General features: G+C 38.3%; 15 protein-coding genes. 5 read left to right on the top strand and 10 right to left on the bottom strand.

Annotated elements, in window-relative coordinates; translation table 11 throughout:
- Window positions 1-185: 185 nt before the first annotated feature.
- Window positions 186-1,976 carry a 30S ribosomal protein S1 gene (rpsA, locus tag ACM46_RS17160; protein WP_048507923.1) on the bottom strand — a complete coding sequence of 597 codons (1,791 nt, stop codon included), beginning with the start codon at window positions 1,974-1,976 and terminating at the stop codon, window positions 186-188.
- Window positions 1,977-2,431: 455 nt separating this feature from the next.
- Here rpsA and ACM46_RS17165 point away from each other — a divergent pair, with 455 nt between their 5' ends.
- Both ACM46_RS17165 and ACM46_RS17170 read left to right on the top strand, forming a co-directional pair.
- Complete coding sequence (locus tag ACM46_RS17165) at window positions 2,432-3,697, top strand: C45 family peptidase (protein ID WP_048507924.1); 1,266 nt, start codon at window positions 2,432-2,434, stop codon at window positions 3,695-3,697.
- A 330-nt stretch (window positions 3,698-4,027) separates the two neighbouring features.
- Complete coding sequence (locus ACM46_RS17170; protein ID WP_048507925.1) at window positions 4,028-5,335, top strand: DEAD/DEAH box helicase; 1,308 nt, start codon at window positions 4,028-4,030, stop codon at window positions 5,333-5,335.
- A 78-nt stretch (window positions 5,336-5,413) separates the two neighbouring features.
- Here the strand turns inward: ACM46_RS17170 and ACM46_RS17175 are convergent, their stop codons facing one another.
- The 3 genes from ACM46_RS17175 to ACM46_RS17185 form a co-directional block, all read right to left on the bottom strand.
- Window positions 5,414-8,086 (bottom strand): reprolysin-like metallopeptidase, encoded by a 2,673-nt coding sequence (locus tag ACM46_RS17175; RefSeq protein WP_083997443.1) that lies wholly within the window; start codon window positions 8,084-8,086, stop codon window positions 5,414-5,416.
- A 322-nt stretch (window positions 8,087-8,408) separates the two neighbouring features.
- Window positions 8,409-11,081: a reprolysin-like metallopeptidase gene (locus ACM46_RS17180; RefSeq protein ID WP_083997444.1), complete on the bottom strand. Its 2,673-nt coding sequence runs from the start codon at window positions 11,079-11,081 to the stop codon at window positions 8,409-8,411.
- 412 nt (window positions 11,082-11,493) lie between these two features.
- Window positions 11,494-12,309 (bottom strand): SMP-30/gluconolactonase/LRE family protein, encoded by an 816-nt coding sequence (locus ACM46_RS17185; RefSeq protein WP_241486045.1) that lies wholly within the window; start codon window positions 12,307-12,309, stop codon window positions 11,494-11,496.
- A 345-nt stretch (window positions 12,310-12,654) separates the two neighbouring features.
- Here ACM46_RS17185 and ccoG point away from each other — a divergent pair, with 345 nt between their 5' ends.
- Window positions 12,655-14,097, top strand: a complete 1,443-nt coding sequence (ccoG, locus tag ACM46_RS17190) for a cytochrome c oxidase accessory protein CcoG (protein ID WP_048507928.1) — start codon at window positions 12,655-12,657, stop codon at window positions 14,095-14,097.
- Window positions 14,098-14,170: 73 nt separating this feature from the next.
- Here the strand turns inward: ccoG and ACM46_RS17195 are convergent, their stop codons facing one another.
- Together ACM46_RS17195 and ACM46_RS17200 are read right to left on the bottom strand one after the other, a co-directional pair.
- Window positions 14,171-15,052: an AraC family transcriptional regulator gene (locus ACM46_RS17195; RefSeq protein ID WP_048507929.1), complete on the bottom strand. Its 882-nt coding sequence runs from the start codon at window positions 15,050-15,052 to the stop codon at window positions 14,171-14,173.
- Window positions 15,053-15,171: 119 nt separating this feature from the next.
- Window positions 15,172-17,844 carry a reprolysin-like metallopeptidase gene (locus tag ACM46_RS17200; protein WP_048507930.1) on the bottom strand — a complete coding sequence of 891 codons (2,673 nt, stop codon included), beginning with the start codon at window positions 17,842-17,844 and terminating at the stop codon, window positions 15,172-15,174.
- A 286-nt stretch (window positions 17,845-18,130) separates the two neighbouring features.
- Between ACM46_RS17200 and ACM46_RS17205 the strand changes: the two genes are divergently transcribed.
- Together ACM46_RS17205 and ACM46_RS17210 are read left to right on the top strand one after the other, a co-directional pair.
- Entirely contained in the window at window positions 18,131-18,475 is a 345-nt protein-coding gene (locus tag ACM46_RS17205; RefSeq protein ID WP_048507931.1) for a MerR family transcriptional regulator, read from the top strand.
- A 198-nt stretch (window positions 18,476-18,673) separates the two neighbouring features.
- Complete coding sequence (locus tag ACM46_RS17210) at window positions 18,674-19,948, top strand: ComEA family DNA-binding protein (protein ID WP_083997445.1); 1,275 nt, start codon at window positions 18,674-18,676, stop codon at window positions 19,946-19,948.
- Here ACM46_RS17210 and rluF read toward each other — a convergent pair.
- The 4 genes from rluF to ACM46_RS17230 form a co-directional block, all read right to left on the bottom strand.
- Window positions 19,945-20,667, bottom strand: coding sequence for a 23S rRNA pseudouridine(2604) synthase RluF (gene rluF, locus ACM46_RS17215; RefSeq protein WP_048507933.1), 723 nt, complete (start codon window positions 20,665-20,667; stop codon window positions 19,945-19,947). The genes ACM46_RS17210 and rluF overlap by 4 nt on opposite strands.
- Before the next feature lie 97 nt (window positions 20,668-20,764).
- Window positions 20,765-21,463: a tRNA pseudouridine(55) synthase TruB gene (truB, locus tag ACM46_RS17220; RefSeq protein WP_048507934.1), complete on the bottom strand. Its 699-nt coding sequence runs from the start codon at window positions 21,461-21,463 to the stop codon at window positions 20,765-20,767.
- Complete coding sequence (locus ACM46_RS17225; RefSeq protein ID WP_048507935.1) at window positions 21,463-21,912, bottom strand: hypothetical protein; 450 nt, start codon at window positions 21,910-21,912, stop codon at window positions 21,463-21,465. The genes truB and ACM46_RS17225 overlap by 1 nt, the downstream gene beginning before the upstream one ends.
- Before the next feature lie 4 nt (window positions 21,913-21,916).
- Window positions 21,917-22,735, bottom strand: a complete 819-nt coding sequence (locus ACM46_RS17230; RefSeq protein WP_048507936.1) for an undecaprenyl-diphosphate phosphatase — start codon at window positions 22,733-22,735, stop codon at window positions 21,917-21,919.
- Window positions 22,736-22,808 lie beyond the last annotated feature (73 nt).

The raw sequence follows: 22,808 nt of genomic DNA on the forward strand, positions 1-22,808 counted from the left end.
ATCATACCATCAGACTGTTATATCACAAAAACCGAAATTCTTTTCCAGTTTGAAAACTTCTCATTTTGAAATACAAACCAGCTCACAAACGCTCATTAATACTATTACTTAGCCTTTTTGGGTGTTCAATAAAACAAAAAAAAGCCGCTCATTTGAGCGGCTTCATATTATCAATGGTTCAAAGATTATTTACCTTCTTCCATTTTTCTTTTCAATTCTGCTAATGCATCGATATCTCCAAGAGTTGATCTTTCTTCGTTGTTTGAAGAAGAAGATACATTTCTAGAAGAAGCTTCTTTCATATTTTTCTTCTCTTCGTCTCTGAAGATTCCTGTATGAGAAACTACTACTCTCTTGAATTCTTTATTGAATTCGATTACTTTGAACTGAGCATCTTCACCTTTCTTGATTTTAGATCCATCTTCTTTCTCTAATAATCTTGATGGGCAGAAAGCTTCTACTTCAACGTCTTCGAACTGTACAGAAGCTCCTTTATCGTGAACTTCTACAGCTTTACCAGCGTGGATAGTACCTTCAGCATATTTAGTTTCGAATTTATCCCACGGGTTTTCAGTTAACTGCTTGTGACCTAAAGATAGTCTTCTAGCCTGAATATCTAATTCAAGAACGATAACGTCTAGTTTATCACCTACTGCACAGAACTCAGATGGGTGCTTGATTTTCTTAGTCCAAGAAAGATCAGAGATGTAGATTAATCCGTCGATACCTTCTTCTAACTCTACGAATACACCAAAGTTAGTGAAGTTTCTTACAGTTCCTACATGCTGAGATCCTACCGGATACTTAGCTTCGATGTTTTCCCATGGATCTTTAGATAACTGCTTGATACCAAGAGAAATTTTTCTTTCTTCTCTGTCTAGTGTTAATACTTCAGCTTCTACTTCATCACCTACCTTCACGAAGTCTCCTGCAGATCTCAAGTGAGTAGACCAAGACATTTCAGAAACGTGGATTAATCCTTCTACACCTGGAGCAATTTCTACGAATGCACCATAGTCAGCAAGAACTACTACTTTTCCTTTTACTTTGTCTCCAACTTTCATGTCAGCTGAAAGAGCATCCCACGGATGAGCTTCTAACTGCTTCATACCTAACTGGATTCTTGTCTTCTCATCATCGAAATCAAGGATAACAACTTTTACAGTCTGTCCGTCTTCAAGGATTTCAGATGGGTGGTTCACTCTAGACCAAGAAAGGTCTGTAATGTGGATCAATCCATCAACACCTCCTAAGTCGATGAATACACCGTAAGAAGTAATATTCTTAACAGTACCTTCAAGAACCTGACCTTTTTCAAGCTGAGCGATGATTTCTTTTTTCTGACCTTCGATATCTGCTTCGATCAATGCTTTGTGAGATACAACTACGTTTTTGAACTCAGGGTTGATTTTCACAACTTTGAACTCCATAGTCTTCCCTACGAACTGATCGTAATCTTTAATTGGCTTAACATCAATCTGAGAACCTGGTAAGAATGCTTCGATTCCGTGTACGTCAACGATCATACCTCCTTTAGTTCTAGACTTAACAAAACCGTTAACGATTTCACCTGTTTCGTGAAGTTCGTTTACTTTATCCCAAGCTTTAAGCGTTCTTGCTTTTCTGTGAGATAACTGTAACTGACCAGTTTTGTCTTCTCTTCTGTCTACCATTACTTCAACCTCATCACCTACACTTAGGCCCTGGTTGTAACGGAATTCGTTAAGAGAAATAACACCTTCAGACTTGAAGTTGATGTCTACGATAGCTTCTTTGTCTGTTAATCTTACTACTCTACCTACTAGAACGTCGTTATCGTTCAGGCTGTTAAGAGATCCGTTGTAGATTTCTTCTAAGTCGCTTTTTTCTTTTCTCGCATCTGCATCAAGACCTGATTCGAATGAATCCCAATCAAATTGTTCTGGTGCTACGTTTTGGTTTAATAAAACCTCTGCTGAATTTGTCTCTTTTGACATTTTCTAATAAAATTTGTATTCCTTCTCTTTTAACGGTCTGATAAATGTGATTAAAAAATACGGAAGTAATTAATTATTAATATTTTACTCTTTCAAACCTTTCACACAAAAAGTGGGTGCAAAGATAAGGATTTTATTTGATATAAACAATGGATTTTCTTTGATGCGGGGTGTGAGTTTGAGAGTGCGAGGGTTTGAGGGTAAATGAGGTTGGTAAGGTTGTTAGTTGCTGGTTGTCAGTTGCATTGTTAATAATTAAGTTTCTGGCGTCTGAAATATCATACCTGTTATAAAAACTCATCATTCATTTGAAGCAAAATTCACGATTGGCATTTCCAGCCTCAGCCTTTATCTTTACCTAAGCTTCAGCCTTAGCCTAAAATATATTTTTCAAAAAAACTTTAACTAAACCATCTTTTTGCAATCAAAACACCAGGATTCCTAAAAACTAAACAATGTATAAACATTTCCTTTTCATTTTTATCAGCCTGATTTCGTCCGGTATGAGCGCTGTAAAAGCCTGCACCATCTTTTCCTGTTCAAGAGCGGGCCAAACATTTGTGGCAGCCAATGAAGACGATATGACCCCGTTTACCAGAATCTGGTACAATCCGGCAACCAAAGACCGCTATGGCTCAGTCAGTTTTGGGGCTCCGGATATGCAGTCTGCCGCTGCCATGAATGAATATGGACTGTTCTATGATTTTGCTGCTGCCAACTATGACCTGAGTAAATTGAATCTTAAAAAACCTTATCCGGGAGATCTGATGTGGGAAATATTAGGAAAATGCAAAAATGTAAAAGAAGCTATGGTCTTCTTAAAAAAATATGACTTTGCCATTTCTGCTAAAGCCCTGCTGGCGGACAAAGAAGGAAATTCTATAGTCGTTACTCCGGAAGGAATTACAGAAAAGACCGGTGATTTCCAGGTGAATTCAAACTGTAATATGATCAATGGAAAACTATCCTGCAGAAGACCGGATATTGCCAATGAAATGCTTTCGGGCTCCACGGAAAACAATATTGATTTTCTAAAAAGCATCTTAGACAAAACCCATCAGGAAGGAACATTGAATACGTTGTACTCCACGATCTGCGATCTTAAAAAAGGAATCATCTATGTGTATCTTTTCCACGATTATAATACGGTATATAAAATTGACTTAAAATCTGAATTGAAAAAAGGGTATCATATTGAAAATCTTGCCGATCATTTTCCGTCTTCATTTGCCTATGAAAATTTTTCCAAAAATCATTCTTTATACCTTAAAGAATCTATTTTTCAGGAAATGCAGAACAAAGGTGTAGAAGCAACAGTCAATCACTATATTGCAGAAAGCGAAAAACAGGATCCGAAAAATAAAAACCTCGATCCTGCTTTGCTGGAAGTCGCCTTGCAGCTGATCAAATACTCATGGAATGAACACAACAATGGCGCCATGTGGGATTATTGGTTCAGCAAACCTGACGGATACAATATTACACCATACAAAGATCCCCGACTTACCTCTGCCGAAAAACTTTTACAATATCTCTCTGCTAAAGAAGAGAAAGATCTCAAGCTCCGGAATTTCATGTACGAAATATCAGGATTCATCAATTTCACACAGGGAAACAAAAGTATCGCCAGGGAATTTTATGAAAAGGCTATTTCCAATCCGGCTGAAACTTATCCTGTTACTTTATCGAGAGGGAAAGAGATGTTGAGTAGACTGAAGTAGATGGCAGATCTAGATTTTAGGTTTTAGATTTTAGATTTTAGATTTCAGACACCAGATATCAGACGTGAAATTAGGAGATACTACTACTGGTGGCTTCGGGAGCCTCAGCCACCAGACATTTGTCCTTCACTTACTATTCTGGATTTACAACCCTCAGACTCGCGTCCCACAACTCTAAAACCCTCTTACACGCACACCTCGCATCCCGAAACCCTAAAACCCTAAAACTCTAAAACCCTCCCACTCTTAAACTCGCAACCCGAATCCCGCACCTCGCTCCCAAAATTCCCCGACTCAAACTTCCCCCTTAAATTTCATTACCTTTGCAAAATGGAATTAGAATCAATTTATCAGAAACTGCAGATTCAGGATATGAATCAGATGCAGAAATCAACATACAAAACAACAGAGAACAATACGGACGTTGTTCTGTTGTCTCCCACAGGCTCGGGAAAAACACTGGCCTTTTTATTCCCGGTTCTGCGTAACCTTAAAAAGGATTTTTCAGGAATTCAGGCTCTGATTCTGGTTCCGGCCAGAGAGCTGGCGCTTCAGATCGAGCAGGTTTTCAAATCCATGGGAACTGATTTTAAAGTTTCGGTGTGCTATGGCGGCCATGATAAAAAGATAGAGGTTAATAATTTAATTGAAGCGCCCGCAGTTTTAATCGGAACTCCGGGAAGAGTGGCTTACCATTTAAGAAATAATAATTTCGATCCTAAGACTATTCAAACATTGGTTCTGGACGAATTTGACAAAGCATTGGAACTAGGCTTCCATGATGATATGGAATATATTTCAGGTTCACTGAAAGGTCTTTCGCAGAGAATTCTGACTTCTGCAACGGCAATGGATGAAATTCCGAAGTTCACAGGTTTAAAAAATGAAAAAACCATTGATTTTCTGAAATTAAATGAAGTAAAGCCGGATATCCAGCTTCGTAAAGTGATGACGATCTCTGAAGAAAAACTGGACACTCTTTTTAATCTGATATGTAAAATCGGTAATAAAAGAACCCTGATTTTCTGCAATCACCGTGAAGCGGTAGACCGTATTTCGGAGCTTTTAAGGGAAAAAGGAATAGACAGAGAAACGTTCCACGGCGGTATGGAACAGGATGAAAGGGAACGTGCTCTTTTAAAATTCAGAAATGATTCTGCCAGAATTTTAATTACTACAGATCTGGCATCCCGGGGCCTTGATGTTCCTGAAGTGGAATCTATCGTTCACTACCAGCTTCCTCCCAAAGAAGATGCTTTTATTCACAGAAACGGGCGTACCGCAAGAATGAACGCCAAAGGTTTTGCTTATCTGATTATGACTGCGGAAGAAAATTTTCCGTTCATTAAAAGCAACACACCGGAAGAAAGTGTATCCGGATTCAATAACGTTCCGGGGAAAACACCTTTCCAGACCATTTATATCAGTGCCGGAAAAAAAGACAAGGTCAACAAAGTGGATATTGTGGGTTATCTTATCAAAAAAGGAGAACTGCAGAAAGAAGATATCGGTATCATAGAAGTGAAAGATACGACTTCTTATGTGGCTGTTTCGAGAAATAAAGTAAGCTTTGTCTTGAAGAAATTAAGTAATGAAAAGCTTAAAGGCAAGAAAGTGAAGATGGAGGTGGCTTATTAAGAACATCCGGATGATTCAAAATAAGAAAAGAGGTCAGTGTCCACTGGCCTCTTTTCTATTACAATTCTATTAAAAAAATTATTTAATGATAAGCTTTTGGTTATATGCTCCTTTCGGTGAGTTGATATTAATAATATAAACTCCCTTCGGTCCATTTAAATTAAATTCTTTGGTATAATCTCCGTTAGCCTGGTAAGAATCAGAAGAGATCACTCTTCCTGATGAATCGAAGGCAGTCACTTTCATTTCTCCTTTTAAGTTTCTGGATTTAATGAAGAATCTGCCGTCACTTGGATTAGGATAGATCTTAATATCATCTGCCAATGGCGAAGAAGTTTCTGCTGTTCCAAGAGTCTGTATCTGGCGGGTACATACCAGAAGAGACCATCCATTAATATTTCCGATATCTTCAGGGTAGTTATCAGAGGCGAACAATTTCCATTGTCCCTGAACAGAAGACCCCACGAAAATCTTCAGTGATTCATCAGACTTTGCTTCTCCCTGGATAGGTGTAGCACATACAATATCAGCACCCTCGTCACTGAATGTAGCTGTAATATTATCCTCATCGTTACACTGTCTATTCCAAATAAGAGCAGACATTTTAGTAGGCCCTTCTATCCCAACCGCCAAATCACTAACGAACGGATGGGTAATGGAAGGAATAACTTTAATCTTAGTAATAATTCCATTATTATTAACCATTAAAGGAGCTGAAACTTTTGGGGATGAAACAGCATTTCCACCCGGGCTATCTTTAATAGCTACTACAGGACCTTCATATGCATAGGTATTACATGTCTCTCCTGCTACGGTATAATCAATAACAAAGCTAGGGCTTACTGCATAATAAATATTCCCTACGGCCTCAATCAAAATAAAAGCATTGGCTGAAGTAGATCCTGCAGGGATTGTAATCTGTTCATTTCCGTCATTAGGTGTATTGGCTGCAATGGTAGTAAATGTCTGACCTCCGTCTGTAGATAATTTAATATTAACATTAGCTGTATTTACCGGTGCTGCGTTGGTAGCTGCCACATCCCACTTTACATTCATCGCTGATCCGGAAACTCCCGACTGTCCAAATGCCGGTTCTGTCACTTTAAAAGGTCCGGATTCAGCATTTATGGTAATCATCATATCATCTTTACTGGTCTGAGGTGCCGTAATTTGATTATTTCTTACTGTAAGTCTGAAATTGAGACCTCTGCCCACTCCTGAAACAGTCTCCCATCTTGTGGTAAGTACACCCGCCAGAACTTTATTAAATTCCGGAAAATATCTCACCGGAACGCTCACCGGTTTCATAGACCTGAATATAGGTCCGGCAGGTTTATCCAGATAAGGAATTGAATTGACTCCTGTTTGGGTAGAACCCGAATCCATCTCTTCCCATGCATAGGTATAAGAAGCTGTATTGGCATCTGTTGAAGTTCCTTTTAACACAAATGCTGTAGATTTTGGAATGGTATAGTCTGCACCTGCGTTCACTACAGGCGCAGGATCTGCAAAAGGAGTATTGGCACCGCATGCCACACTGTTTATTCTGGCTTTAATCTCATTTACACTGAAACCGTGAAAATAATCATCAGAATTAAATTGAACATCATAGTCTCCTGTTATTCCAGTGTAAGCCATGATTGTTGATCCACTGCCAGGCTCTACCAACGATGCCAAGTCATCGGATGCTACATTGTGGCTAAACGTGTGATTCGCCCCTAATTGATGCCCCATTTCATGAGTTACGTAATCAATATCGAAAGTATCTCCTTCAGGGAAATTACTTGCAGTCCAGCCCTGAGCTTTGGTATTGTCATCACAAATATTACCGGGTGCATATCCACTACCATTTTCTTTATCGTAAATATGCCCCATATCATAGTTGTTGGCACCAATAATATTCGTTATGGTCGTTTGGGCCTGTGGATTTTGTTCATCATCAGCGGCATATGGATCGGTTGCAGGATCTACATATATGATGGCATCATTATTAGCAACTAAATTGAAATGTAAAGAAAGATCTTTTTCAAAAATACTATTCAGGCGGGTTACAGATGCATTCATCGCAGCGAGAACCACTGCCTTTTTCTCCGCTTCCGTAGCTGTTGCAGGAGTTCCGGCAGCAGTAAGATGATACTGACCATATTCTCCTGTACACGTAAGAGCAAGCCTGAAAACATTAAAACCTGCCGTTTTTTTGTTTTCAGCATCGTTTTTTGCTTCAGTATTTTTAGAATCTCTCTTTCCAGGGGTAACACACTCAAAAGGCTCTTTATCCTGGTCCTCTCTTCCATTGGAATCAAAAACAGCATACACTTGTCTGTCTTCTGTGTAAGGTTCTATAAATTCTGTAATCCCTGATCTGGTGATCATGGAAGAGAAACTTACTGGAGAAAGACTGAATCTCAAAACAGCAGTAGGATCTTCGATACCTGTTCCTACATAGGATTTGATATCCGGATATTTCGCCTGAAGCTCCGGAGCCATATTTGAAAATTCCCAAACCTGAAATTTCTCCAGCTTTCCATTAACTGCAGGAATTGAAATCACAACTCCTTTGGTATTGGCAAAACGGGCAGGGGCTTTTTGTAAGGTTTGTTTAAGTTCGTCTGTATTCAACGAATACAATGCTGAAAATTTCAATTTTTTCTGAGATTTTTTAACTTTCTCAGATTTTATTTCTGTTCTTGTCCATTGTGAAAATCCCATAAAGGGAATCATGGACATCGTAATAAGTAAGTAAATTTTCATATTTATGGTTTTAAATGTGATTTTGTAAAGGCCTTATCTAAAATTTATTTGCACAGGGAGTTTCAAAATATTGAAGCTATTTACAAAAATCAAATAAAAAAAACAATATAAAATATGAATAATCAATAATCATAACATTATATAAATAAAATAAACGCAATAAATTCAATAATTTTATACAAAAACAAAAATAGATTAATATTTTTCAATTAATTAAGACATTCAAATCATAAAGAATTAAAAACCAATATATTATAAATTTAACAAAAAAAAAAGAGAGATTGCTGTCTGCAATCTCTCTTTATACTATTTTATTAAAAATTTATTTAATGATAAGCTTTTGGTTATATGCTCCTTTCGGTGAGTTTATATTAATAATATAAACTCCCTTCGGTGCATTTAAATTAAATTCTTTGGTATAATCTCCGTTAGCCTGGTAAGAATCAGAAGAGATCACTCTTCCTGATGAATCGAAGGCAGTCACTTTCATTTCTCCTTTTAAGTTTCTGGATTTAATGAAGAATCTGCCGTCACTTGGATTAGGATAGATCTTAATATCATCTGCCAATGGCGAAGAAGTTTCTGCTGTTCCAAGACTTTGTGTCTGTTGTGTACATACTTCAAGAGACCATCCTGTAATACTTCCTGTAGTTCCAGGGGTATTATCTGTTGCAAAAAGCTTCCATTGTCCCTGAGCTTTATGCCCTTTAAAGATAGCCAAAGACTCAAATGATCTGGTTTCCCCCTGAATAGGCGAAGCACAAGCTACAGCATTTCCGGCATCGCTGAAAGAAGCAGTAATACCTGAACTGTTCGTACAGGTTCTGCTCCATATTAATGCCGAAGAACCTACCGGGCTCTGAATGCCCACGGCAAGGTGTCTTACGTTAGCATGAGTAATAGCAGGAGTTACTTTAATTCTGGTGATCGTTCCCGTATTGTTAACCATTAAAGGAGCTGAAACAATTGGTGCAGAAATAGCAGATCCTCCAGGCCCATCTGTGATGGCTACAGCATTTCCTGCATAATTATAAGTTGTACAGGTTTCGTCGGTCACGGTATAATCAATAACAAAACTTGGGCTTACCGCATAATAAATGTTGCCTACAGCTTCTACCATGAGAAAAGCATTCGCAGAAGACGATCCCGCAGGAATCGTTACCTGCTCACTTCCGTCATTAGGTGTATTGGCTGCAATGGTCGTAAATGTCTGGCCTCCGTCTGTAGATAATTTAATATTAACATTAGCTGTATTTATTGGTGCTGCGTTGGTAGCTGCCACATCCCACGTTACATTAAATGCACCTCCTGAAGACAATGACTGTCCAAATGTAGGAGCAGTTACTACAAAAGGTCCCGCAGCTGCATTTACAGTCACTACCATAGCATCTTTGCTGGTTTGCGGATCTATCGGGTGATTCGTTCTAAGCGTAACATTGAAATTAAGATTTCTGGCTACGCTGGAAACAGATTCCCATCTTGTCGTTAAAACTCCGGCAAGTACTTTATTAAAATCAGGTAGATATCTTACCGGGCTGCTTACAGGAACTACAGATCTGAAATTAGGACCCGCAGGTTTTGTAGGGTAAGCAATAGTATTGGCGTCTGTTTCAGGATCTCCAGCGGCATCCATTTGTTCCCATGTATAGGTGTAAGATGCAGTATTTGCATCTGTTGTCGTTGCTTTTAAAACATATGGGGTAGATTTTGGAATCGTATAGTCCAAGCCGGCATTGACAACAGGAGCAGGATTTACGAAAGGAGTATTAGCTCCACAAGCGACCCCGTTTATTGTATTCTTGATTTCCGTAACATTGAACGCATGGAAATAATCATTAGAATTAAACTGAACATCATCATTATCCCCCATAATTCCGGTATAGGCCATAATAGTAGTACCGCTTCCGGGTTCTACTTCAGAAGTACCCGAACCGTCAAGATATAAAGAGAAGGTATGATTGGCTCCCAGCTGATGTCCCATTTCGTGAGCTACATAGTCTATATCAAAGCTGTCTCCTTCCGGAAAATTACAGGAAGTATACCCTCTGGCTTTTTGATTGTTGATGCATATTACTCCTAAACCGGCTACTCCGTTGGCATTTCTTTTATCAATCAAATGTCCCATATCATAATCTCCGGCAGGAACACGTGTAGATATAGCAGTTTGGGCAGAGCCAGTTCCAAAAGTAGTATATGGATCTGTTGCAGGATCTAAAAATATAACGACTTCATTATTGGCAATTAAATTAAAATGCAGTGACAGATCTTTTTCAAAAACGCTGTTCAGTCTGGTAAGAGAGGTATTCATGGCAGCAAGAATGACCGCTTTTTTTTCAGCATCAGTAGCCGTTGCCGGTGTGCCCGCAGCCGTTAAATGATACTGTGCATATTCTCCTGTGCAGGATAGGGCCAGTCTGAAAACATTAAATCCTGCAACCTTTTTTTGAGTCCCTTCATTGTGCATTCCAAGAGCACTTTTCTCAACAGCATCCATAGTAGAGCATTCGAAAGGTTCTTTTTCCTGGTTTCTTTTCGCGTTAGAATCAAAAACAGCATATACTTTTCTGTCTTCAGTATAAGGTTCTATAAATTCTGTAATCCCTGATCTGGTGATCATAGAAGAGAAACTTACCGGAGAAAGGCTGAATCTCAAAACAGCAGAAGGATCTTCTATTCCTGTTCCTACATAGGATTTGATATCCGGATATTTTGCCTGAAGCTCCGGAGCCATATTTGAAAATTCCCAAACCTGAAATTTCTCCAGCTTCCCGTTAGCTGCGGGAATTGAAACCACCACTCCTTTAGCATTAGCAAAACGGGCAGGGGCTTTTTGTAAGGTTTGTTTAAGCTCATCTGTATTCAGTGAGTACAATGCTGAATATTCCAGCTTTTCCTGAGATTTTTTAACTTTCTCAGATTTCATTTCTGTTCTTGTCCATTGTGAAAATCCCATAAAGGGGACCATAGACAACGCCATAAGTAAGTAAAATTTCATATCTATAGTTTTGAATGTAATTTTGTGAAAATTTTATCTAAAATTTATTTTTTTGGAATTTAAATGTGTTATTAGTTCCAATTAAAAAAAACGTTTAAACTCTTTACAAAAAAAGCAAAAAAATCAACACAAATCATTAACAATCAACAATAAAAAGGCTACTTTATCAATATTCAAATAATTAACGTAAATAATATTATAAAAAATTCAAATAAATTAATATTTTTCAGCAGATCAGAGAGCAAATGAGGATCAGATCCCAAATCATTCAAAATCAATACACTTATCAAGTTTCAGTAAACAAATAACGGTTTCAAAAAACAGTTAAAAATAAAAAGAGACTGCTGCTTGCAATCTCTTTGTTTTATTGTCCTATTCTATCTTAAAATATTCTCCGAAAAAATGGATAAATTTATTCTACTCCCCTCACTTTTGTAGGTAAAATATAAACCGACTTTGAAGCCGTAATAAACAGAACATCATTATTTTCCCCTCCGAAAGTGACATTAGAGGTCCATTCTTCTTCGATGGGAATATGATAGATTTTCCTGCCTTTAAGATTGAAAACATGTACGCCTTTACCTGTTAAATAAAGATTACCATGTTTATCCAGCGTCATCCCATCCGAGCCCATTTCACAGAAGAGCCTTCTTTCGGACAGCTTTCCTTCACCCAGGATATCATAAACATAGGTTTTTCCGGCATCAATATCTGAAATATATAATTTTTTAAAGACTTCACTTCCTACAATTCCGTTAGGCTGTGTAAAAGTTTCCAGCCGAATGGTTTTACCTTCTTTGGTTCTGTAATAAAGGCCTTTATGAGAAATTTCCTGTTTAAAATCTACCCAGTAATCTCTTTTATACAAAGGATCTGTAAAATACATCCCGCCGGAAGCATCATTCCATACATCATTGGGACCGTTCAGTCTTTTCCCTTCAAAACCTTTCAGAATCACTTCTACTGTTTTATCTTTTGAGATTTTCCAGATTTCCCCCTGATCATCGGAACAGGTGATAAGGTTGCCGTCTTTATCAAAATGCGTCCCGTTCGCCCTGCCGCTTTTTCCTAAAAATTCTATCACCTTATTGGTTTTCCAGTCCCAATAGTAAATTTTATCATTAGGCTGATCCGTAAAATAAACATTTCCTTTTTGGTCCGAAGAAGGTCCTTCCGTAAAACTGAACTGATCCGAAACCTTCTCAGGCTGTACATCTGCATAAAACATTTTGCTATAATTTACTGATTGACAGTTTATCAATGCGAAAACCAAACCAACCGAACTTATTTTCCAGATATTTTTCATTCCTCCTCTTTTAAAATGGCAAGTTACAATATCGTAAACAAGATCCAAATATATTTTCTCAATTTGATCCATTAAAGCAACAGAATTAAAATGTCCCAATTATCCTATTTTTGAAGCAGATGGTATTAGTTCAGAAATGGTTTTATACAGACCTTTGCAAAGGGTATGATCAACAGTAATTTTTCCTTTTGAAACTGACTGAAAAAGCAGTTTGGTCCGGCCTCCAATATTACATTAATACTTTTTTAACTAAACAAAAGTACCGCAATGAGTACAGAACCAGGCAGCAGCCCATTTGTAGAAATAGAAAACGATACGTTCAGGAATTCGGTGGGCACCATGGATGAAACCGGAAAAAGAAAATGGGTGTTTCCACGAAAGCCCAAAGGAAAATACACCAACTACAGAAATTATGCGAGTTATGCTATGCTTGCTCTATTTTTCGGGCTTCCGTTTGTAAAGATCAACGGCAATCCTTTTCTTCTGATCAATGTCATCGACAGGAGATTCTTCATTCTGGGACAACCATTTTATCTTCAGGACTTTTTTATTCTTGCTTTGGGTGCGGTAACATCCGTGATCTTCGTCATGTTGTTTACCGTAGTTTTCGGAAGAATTTTCTGTGGATGGCTGTGTCCGCAGACTCTTTTTATGGAAATGGTTTTCCGGAAAATTGAATACTGGATAGAGGGAGACCGGAATAAACAGATGAAACTAGACAGACAGGAATGGGATGCGGAAAAGATTAGAAAAAGACTGCTAAAATGGTCTGCTTTTGCATTTATTTCGCTGGTTATTGCTCATTTTATGTTCATGTATATTGTGGGATACGAGGAAGTATTCAGAATTATGGCTGAAGGACCTGAAAATCATTCTCTGAAATTCCTTGTGATGATATTTTTCACGCTGACTTTCTATTTTGTATTCGCATGGCTTCGTGAGCAGGTTTGTACACTGGTATGCCCGTACGGAAGACTTCAAGGGGTATTGATAGACAAACAGACCATCAATGTATACTATGATTTCAAAAGAGGAGAAGGCCGTTCGAAATGGAGAAACAATGAGGACCGTAAAGCTGCAGGAAAAGGAGACTGTATAGACTGCCATCAGTGCGTCGTGGTATGCCCTACCGGAATTGATATCAGAAACGGGCAGCAACTGGAATGCGTCAACTGTACAGCCTGCATCGATGCCTGCGATGAGGTGATGGATAAAGTAGGACTTCCAAGAGGACTGGTCCGTTATGCCACAGAAGCAGAAATTGAAAACCAGGATAGTTTTAAATTCACTTCAAGAATGAAAGCTACGACGGTATTTTTAGCTCTGCTAATAGGATTTTTAGGCTTCTTAATGTATGACCGGGGATCTATGGAAGCTAAATTTATCAAGCCCGCAGGTTCTACTTTCTTTATTAAAGATGATAAAATTACGAATACATTTATTTATACTCTACTCAATAAATCGAACGAGAAAAAAATCCTGACGATTAAAGTACTGACACCTGTCAATGCGGAGATCAACTATTTTGGGTCAGAAAAAATTATTCTGAAGGGAGATGAAATTCTGAAAGGAAACATCAATATTACCTTCCCTGAAAAAGATATTAAATTCTCCAAACAGAATATGGTGATTGGTGTCTTCGATGAAAAAGGGGAAATGTTGGATTCATTTGAGACTACTTTTGAGGGACCGTTTAAGCTGTTGTTGTAGATTGTGGGATTTCTAGATACCAGATGCGGGATGCCGCGTATTTTAATGTACTTCTGGTTTCCTTATTAAAAATTTAAGCCTTGTATTTTCTCATAAACTGCGTAGGAGTCATTCCGGAATTTTTCCGGAATACTCTTACAAAGTAGGAATATTCTTCATATCCGAGTCTGAAAGCGATTTCCACAAGACTTTCATCAAGGTACATCAACATTCTTTTGGCTTCCAGTACTACTCTTTCCGTGATCATGTCAGTGGCTGTTTTCTGAACAGTGGTTTGTGCAATTCTGTTGAGATGTTTAGGCGTGATTCCCATTAAAGAGGCATAATAGGAAATGGATTTCTGTTCCGTAAAATGCTGTTCTATCAGATTTTCAAAATCCTGGTAATGCTTAAAATAAGAAAGACTTACGGAAGAAGAACGTATATCAATATCTTTTGAGAAAAGTCTTGTTGCATTGATGAAAATTTGAGACATAAGGGAAAGAATCAGTCCTTCTTTCATCACATGCTGCTGCAGATGTTCTTTTCCCAATTCCTGAAACAAAAAGCTGTTTTTTTCCAGTTCATCTGCTTCCAGCTGCAATTTTCTCGGAAAAGAAACGGAACCGAAGAAAGGAAAATTCCGGAGCTTCTGGCTTACATAATGCATTTCGTAAAATTCCTGTGAGCAGAAGAAAATATACCCGTCAATATCCTCTGAGAGCTCCCAGCTGTGAATCTGCCCCGGAGAGAGAAAAAAAAGACTGCCTTCGGAGACCTCATATCTTTGAAAATCTATTTCATGAATTCCTTTTCCCTTCGTAAAAAGAACAGCTACGTAAAAATCATGCCGATGGGGTTCCTCAATATGCCTATGCCCCAGAATCAGATGTTCTTTCATGGTATTGAAATAAAAATCTGATGCATTCCTTCCGGATTGGAATAACTGGATATGAAGGACGGAGATAGAATTCATTACGGATAATAAACAGATCGTTGTATTGTATAAAAGTACTGCAAAAAAGAGATATAACGCAAATCAGCATAAAAAAAGGACCGGTTTTCACCAGTCCTTTATTCAGATATTGATTTTTTCTATTTAATAATAAGTTTGGTGCTGTAAGCTCCTTTTGAAGAATTGATGCTGATCACATACACTCCTTTTGGAACGTTTACATTAAACTCTTTTGTTCCGTTTCCTTCGCTTTGGTATGCAGAGGAGAAAACCAATCTTCCGCTGGCGTCATGCATTCCCACTTTTACCTCCCCTTTTAAGTTTCTGGATTTAATAAAGAAGTTTCCGTCACTCGGATTAGGATATACTTTGATATCATCTGCCAACGGAGAAGAAACATCATGAGTTCCCAAAGCCTGCGTTTCTCTTGTACATACTTCAAGAGACCATGCAGTAACGGTTCCTGCACTTCCTGCATTGTTGTCTGTTGCAAAAAGTTTCCATTCTCCCTGTGCTTTATGTCCTTTAAATATAGCTAAAGATTCATTCGATTTTGTTTCTCCTGCAAGAGGGGAAGCACATGCCACAGCATTTCCGGTATCACTGAATGCCGCGGTAATTCCCGACTGGTTTGCACACTGTCTGTTCCAGAAAAGAGCTGAAGATCCAACCGGACTTTCAATTCCTATAGCCAGCTGGCTGATATTCGGGTGGGTAACGGATGGAGTTACTTTAATTTTAGTAATGGTTCCGGTATTATTGACCATCAACGGAATATTTATTCTTGGAGCAGATATCCCAGAACCACCAGGGCCGTCTGTAATAGGTACCGCAGCTCCGCTGTAAGTATAGGTATTACAGGTCTCTCCGCTCACGGTATAATCAATCACAAAACTTGGGCTTACTGCATAATAGATGTTCCCAACGGATTCTACTAAAATATAGGCGTTGGCAGATAAGGAACCTGCAGGTATTGTGATCTGTTCGCTGCCGTCATTAGGCGTATTGGCGGCTATGGTTGTAAATGTCTGTCCGCCGTCTTTGGATAATTTAATATTAACATTGGCTGTGCTAACTGGTGCCTGATTGGTATTGGCTACATCCCATGTTACGGTAATTGCACCTCCTGAAGTTAATGATTGTCCGAATGTAGGTGCTGTCACCTGGAACGGGCCGGATGCAGCATCTACCGTTATCGCCATAGCATCTTTGGATACCTGAGGCTCTGCCGGATTATTGTTTCTTACGGTAGCCGCAAAATTAAGACTTCTCGCAACACTGGAAACCGATTCCCAGCGGGTTGTCAAAACTCCTGCCAGTACTTTATTGAAATCAGGGAAATATCTCACCGGAGAACTTATCGGGGTAAAAGATCTGAAAGTAGGTCCTGTAGGTTTTGTAGGATAGGCAATTGAAATATCTCCGGCCCCTATCTGAGCTGTTGCAGCCTGATCTGCCTGCTCCCAAACATAGGTATAAGAAGCTGCATTGGCATCAGCAGTGGTTGCCTTCAGTACGAATGGTGTGGATTTAGGAATGGTATAATCTGCTCCTGCACTGATATCCGGAGCGGGATTGGCAAAAGGTGTATTCACCCCGCATGCAATGCTGTTTAATTTGTTTCTGATCTGTGTCACACTATTGGTATGAAAATAATCATTGGAGTTAAACTGAACATCTGAAGCGGTTGTTATTCCTGTATAAGCCATGATGGTGCTTCCGCTTCCCGGTTCCACTTTCTGGTCTGCCTGGGAAGATCTGTAGGTGTAAGAATGCCCTGCTCCCAGCTGATGTCCCATTTCGTGGGCAACATAGTCTATGTCAAATTTATCTCCTTCAGGAAAATTGTGGGCAGTCCATCCTGCTCCTTTTGAATTGTTATTACAGATCACTCCTACTCCGGCTGATCCGTTACCTCCCTTTTTATCTATAAGATGCCCCATGTCATAATTTTCGGGAGCAATTCTTGCCGATATCTGAGCATGGGCTTCATTGGGACCTCCATTGGTGTAAGGATCTGTAAGCGCATCCAGGAATATAAGGGTATCGTTATTAGCGATAAGGTTAAAATGAAAGGACAGATCTTTCTCAAAAACACCGTTCAGTCTGGTAAGTGATGCATTCATCGCAGCCAGAACCACTGCTTTTTTTTCTGCATCTGTGGCGGTTGCTGGAGTACCCGCTGCCGTTAAATGATACGCTGCATATTCTCCTGTACAGGACAATGCCAATCTGAAAACATTAAATCCCGCCAGTTTTTTATTTACACTTTCTTTTTTTTTTTCAGCTGCGCTTTTCTCTGCAGTATCTATTACCGAGCACTCAAAAGGTTCTTTTTCCTGACCTCTTTTTGCATTGGAATCAAATACGGCATAGACTTTCCGGTCTTCTGTGTAAGGCTCTATGAATTCGGAAAGTCCTGATCTGGTGATCATGGATGAAAATCCTACGGGAGACATGCTGCATCTTAAATATACAGAAGGATCGTCTATCCCGGTTCCTACGTAAGATTTAATATCCGGGTATTTTTTCTGAAGCGCAGGATCCATATTGGAGGATTCCCACACCTGAAATCTTTCAATTTTTCCTCCGGCTGTAGGAAGCGAAATAACCACTCCTTTTGATCTTGAAAAACGCTCGGGAGCATCTTTCAGCATATTTCTGAGCTGATCGGCATCTAAGGAATATAAAGCAGCATATTCCAGCTTTTCCTGAGATGCTTTGACCTTTTGGGTCTTTACTGATGTTTTTGTCCACTGTGAATATCCTAAAAAAGGAAGCAACACGATGGAAAGAAAGAGAAAATTTTTCATAGGATAATAGTATTTTGGGTGTGCCCTAATTTAATAAAAAACAATAACATAAAAAGCTCATTCAATGATAATTATAAACCAAATTCATAAAAAAAGCCACTCATCAACAATAATATTAAATTATATTAAAAAAATACATGTAAAGTTCATAATTAAAGAAATTCATACTTTAGCCATTCAAAGCCAGCTATTTCATTAAAAAAACAGGCCTCTTATAGCTATTTAGGCATGCATATTTGCATCAGAGTTTAAAAAATATTTATCTTTGGCTTTTAGGATTCATACAATGAAGATAAATTTACCTGACAAACTGTATTATTCAATAGGAGAAGTGGCAAAAGCTTTTGATGTAAACACTTCATTAATACGGTATTGGGAGCAGGAATTCCCCATTATTAAACCTAAAAAGAATAAGAAAGGAAACCGGTATTTTACTCCTGAAGACATTAAGAACCTTCAAATGATCTATCATCTGGTTAAGGAAAAAGGCTACACCCTGGACGGTGCAAGAGTGGCATTGACCACAAACAGCAAAATTTCTGAAACAGTGACCATCATTGACCGCCTTGAATTTATAAAAGCTGAACTTCAGAAACTGAAAGCGTCTCTTTCAGACAGAGATTCTGAATAATCTGTACAACAATATACGAAAAGCATCTCTTGAAGATGCTTTTTTTCTGCTCTTTCTCCTGATCAATATCTTCAAATCATTCTAAACAAAAAGTAATCAGATGTAATTTAAAAATCATTTGAAAGAATCTGTTGTACAAAACAGCTCATTCCCTTTCTTACCCTTGCTTCAACTTATTTTTATTGATAAGTTTATGGGATGATGAGAAAAAATGATTACCGTAAACTGGCATTCATGGGAATACTGCTGATTATCCTGCTTGCCTTTCAACATTATACCGGCAGGGAAAAAGAAAATTTTCCGGAAGTTCAGTTTATTATGGAAAATTCCGTTTTAACAACTCTTACCGACTTTAACCCGAATGACCTGGATTCAAAACAATGGGAACAACTTGGGTTTTCTGAAAAACAGGCTTCCACTATTCTCAAATACAAAGAAATGGTAGGAGGAAATTTTATATCAAAGGAACAGTTAAAAAAATGCTATGCCGTTTCACCTGAAAAGTTTGCAGCGCTGGAATCTTATCTGCTGCTTCCTGAAACTGCTGAAAATACTTATTTAAAAAAATCGGGCAGTTATGAAAAATCCGGAATTATTGTGCGTGAAAAATTCAATCCTGACAGGCTCACTGCTGCCGGATGGATGAAGATGGGTTTCAGTGAAAAACAGGCCGCAGCGATTATAAAATACAAAAACTATCTCGGCGGAAGTTTTATCAGCAAGGAAAAACTGAAAGAATGTTTTATTATTTCTTCTGAAAATTACAACAGGCTGGAACCTTATGTTCTGCTTCCCTTAACAACTCCTGCCGGCTTTAAAAACAGAGCAGAAAATAAACCCGAAAAATCTAAAATTCATTACCGTGTATTTGACCCCAATATTTTGGATTCTGAAGGCTGGAAAGCTTTGGGATTTTCGGAACGACAGGCGAATACCATTATTAATTATCGTGACAGAAATCTCAGAGGGAGCTTTAAATCTCCTGAAGATCTGGAAAAATGCTTTGTGATCTCTCCTGAAAAATTTCAGGAACTTAAACCTTATATTAAACTGAGCTTTGATCCCCATAAAAATCAGGAGACCGATTTTTCAAAAACGGATCTCAATGCCATTACCTTTAAGCAACTGATAGAATTCGGACTGGATGAAAGGAGTGCAGCTTCCCTGCTTGGATTTCGTAAAAAACTGGGCGGTTTTGTCAATAAGCAGCAGATTCTGGATACTTATAATATTGATAAGGATTTAGTTCAGAAACTGATTTCTATTGCGCAACTCAATACCTCCAATGTTTCTAAATATAATCTCACGGATGCTCCTGAAGAATGGCTTCGAAACCATCCCTATTTTAAATATTCTGCCGATAAAATTATTTTTTACCGCACCAGCTATTCCGATGATGCCAAGATCTGGAAACTTCTGAAGTTGAAACCGGAATATGAAACGAGAATGAAGCTTTACATGAAAGCTCCTTAATCTGCAGTTTTGCTGGAGTCTGAAAGCAAACCGTTAAGTGAACTGAACTCTTCTTCTGTAAGATCACGCCATTTTCCAACCGGAAGATCCAGTTTAATGTTCATGATACGGATACGTTTCAGTTTTTTTACTTCATAGCCAAGATATTCGCACATTCTTCGGATCTGTCTGTTCAACCCTTGTGTAAGGATGATACGGAAAGTCATATCATCAATTCTTTCTACTTCACATTTTTTGGTGACCGTATCCAGAATCGGAACTCCGTTTCTCATTTTGTCGAGAAATTTGGGCGACATAGGCTTGTCTAGACGTACAATGTATTCTTTTTCGTGATTGTTTCTTGCTCTAAGGATTTTGTTGACGATATCGCCGTCGCTGGTCAGAAGAATAAGACCTTCACTAGGTTTATCCAGTCTTCCGATGGGGAAAATTCTTTTCGGATGGTTAATATAATCAACGATATTGTTTTTTTCACGCTTGGTATCTGTAGTGCACACAATTCCGATAGGCTTATTAAATGCGATATATACGTGTTTATCCTGCGGTTCACGGATAGGTTTTCCATCTACTTCCACAACATCTTCATCAGAAACTTTTGTTCCCATCTCAGGAACCTTTCCATTAATTGTAATCCTTCCTTCTTCCAAAAGCTTATCTGCTGCTCTTCTCGAACAGTAGCCTACTTCTGATAAATATTTATTGATACGCGTTTTTTCCATTCGTCTTCTCCGTAACCTGTATAATTTTTATTGTTGAAAATAATGATTCCATCACTTAAATCTGTAATTAAGTCCAGGAATAACCGAAATTTTTTAATTACAAATTCTCAAATCTGTATTCATTATTCAAAAACTCCGTTGTTGCATTTTCAATGGTATAATCTCCGATCTTAGTTCTTCTGAGCTGTGTAAGATAAGCACCTACGCCCAGCTCCTGCCCGATATCATGAGCAAGACTTCTGATATACGTTCCTTTTGAACATCCCACCGTAAAACTTACCAGCGGAAAATCAATCTTTACATCCTGAATATAGAAAATCGTTGTTTTTCTGGACTTCATTTCCACTTCCTCTCCTGCTCTTGCCAGATTGTAAGCTCTCTGCCCGTCTACTTTTATCGCGGAATATACAGGAGGTTTCTGTTCGATTTCCCCTACAAATTTATTCAAAACTTCAAGAACTTGCGCTTCTGTAACAGGAGCAATATCCTGGTGAAGAATCTCCGGTTTTTCCGTGTCATATGATTCTGTCTGAACGCCTATTTTAATTTCTGTCCAGTATTCTTTGGGAGCATCCTGAATTTCAGGAATTTTCTTGGTGAATTTTCCGCAGCAGACAATAAGAAGACCTGTTGCCCGCGGATCTAAAGTTCCGGCATGGCCTATTTTAAATTTTTTAGGAAGGTTAAACTCTCTTTTGAGTTTGTATTTCATTTTATTGACTGCCTGAAAAGAGGTCCAGTCCAAAGGTTTGTCTAATAAAAAAACGTATCCTGATTGCAGTTCTTCAGCTGTCATTATTCTAAAATTTCGGTGATACTTACCAGACTTGGCAGTTTATTGACTTTCTGCCTGCATTCGGTACCGTTTTCTACATTGATAAAGCATTTTTTATCTCCTATGTAGTAATATATATTTCCAAAAGGATATACGGAGCTGTTCGGAACGATATTCACCGTATAATTCTCAGGTAAATTGAATTTATAACTCGTTTTGTTTATCGCTGTAATTTTTTGTTGATAGCACTTTCCTTCTTTGCTGTATTCCATAAAAGGTTTATGATCCAGTTTTTCGTCCGGTACAAGCTCTTTACAGATCAGTAAATCTCCAATGGGAGCTTTCTCTTTAAGCTCAACAAAAAATTCTATTCTTTCTTTGGTATTGTTTTTCACAAACAGAGTATGAGCCGGTGAGCAGGAAACAATTACCCCTGAAAAAGCCAATATCTTTAAAACAGTACTCTTCATAACCTTATTTAAAGAAATAGAAATAAATAAGGAGCGCAATTCCTACAAAAATACGGTACCATCCCCACGGTTTGAATCCGTATTTGTTCAATACTCCGATAAATGCTTTAATAGCAATCAAAGCCACAATAAATGCAACGATATTTCCAACGACAAAAATCATGATGTGATCCTGAGAAGCCATAATCATTTCATATCCTTTCTGAGGATTAGCCGTTTCTTTCCCCCATGTTTTCAGGAAAACGGAATATACCGTTACCGCCAGCATGGTAGGAACCGCCAGGAAAAATGAAAACTCCGCTGCAGCTTTTCTTGTAAGTCCCTGTGACATTCCTCCGATAATAGAGGCCGCACTACGGCTGGTACCCGGCATCATCGCAAGACACTGCCAAAAACCTATGGTGATAGCACTTCTTACACTAACACCTTTTTCATCATCAATTTTAGGGTTTTTGAACCATTTGTCTGCAAAAAGCAAAACGACTCCACCCAATACAAGTACGGACGAAATAGCAATCTGATTTCCTAGAACGGATTCAATTTTATCATCAAATAAATACCCCAAAACCAATGCAGGAACTACTGCGAAAGCAAGTTTATAGTAAAGCTGGATATTTTTCAGATCAAAAAACTTTTTCCAGTAAGCCACCACAACGGATAAAATAGCACCAAACTGAATGGATACCTGGAACATTTTCAAAAATTCATCATCCGGCAAGCCTAAAAGGTTGGCTGTAAAGCCCATGTGTGCGGTAGATGAAATAGGAAGATACTCTGTAAGTCCTTCAATAATAGCAATGATGATTGCTTTAATTAGATCCATAATATTGTAAAATTAAAAGATTAAGAGACTTTGGAATTTAGAATAATTTACTAAACTCCTGAATCTCTTAATC

It is taken from the genome of Chryseobacterium angstadtii, from assembly GCF_001045465.1.
Lineage (GTDB): Bacteria > Bacteroidota > Bacteroidia > Flavobacteriales > Weeksellaceae > Chryseobacterium > Chryseobacterium angstadtii.